The organism is Microbulbifer hainanensis, from assembly GCF_014904735.1.
Taxonomy (GTDB): domain Bacteria; phylum Pseudomonadota; class Gammaproteobacteria; order Pseudomonadales; family Cellvibrionaceae; genus Microbulbifer; species Microbulbifer hainanensis.
Genome location: NZ_JACZCR010000081.1, coordinates 1 through 569, shown reverse-complemented (window position 1 = coordinate 569; position 569 = coordinate 1). Strand labels below are relative to the sequence as shown.

Below are 569 nucleotides of genomic sequence, written 5' to 3'. Positions count from 1 at the left end.
AGAAGCGGAACACCCTGCCGATCGCCCGTAGAGGACGAACGAGCGATGCCGCCGATGACGACTGTTTGGCCGGGAGGTGTGGATATCTGAGTGGTGATGGTTCGCTGCGTTGTGCGCGGCTGCTGTGATGAGATGTCGCCAACCTGGAACTCGACGAAGCCAAGAGTGTCCGAGACCGTAAGGCGAAGCTGGGTGGTGACAAGGCCGGAATGATAATCGCCAGCCAGCTCGAGGACGATGCCGGTGACCTGCTCTCGCGTGTCGACGCCGGTTGTCACGCTTGCGACGTCTTCATTATCGGTACCGGTCGGCGCGATTGGCTCAAAAGCGAGGTACGGGGTCGTCGTCGTGTCATCAAGACGCACGGCCGAGCCGGAAATTAGAGCAACTGTCGGGTTGCTTACGACTTCGACGGTTCCCTCTTTCTCTAGGAATGACGCGATCATGTCGATATCAACTCCGCCGGCGGAGAAGTTCGTCACGATGTTGTATCCGTCAGTGACCGTGTTACCGCCATTCAAGGAAAGGTCGAGAGCTCCGATGCTGAGCTGAAGCTGGTCCCATCTAAT

Annotated in this window: 1 protein-coding gene; it reads right to left on the bottom strand. The window is 58.0% G+C overall.

Translation table 11 applies throughout. The annotated features are described in order from the left end of the window. Nucleotides 1-482: hypothetical protein (locus tag IG168_RS20415; protein WP_193166450.1), on the bottom strand; the 482-nt coding region annotated here is incomplete at its 3' end. Nucleotides 483-569: the final 87 nt, after the last annotated feature.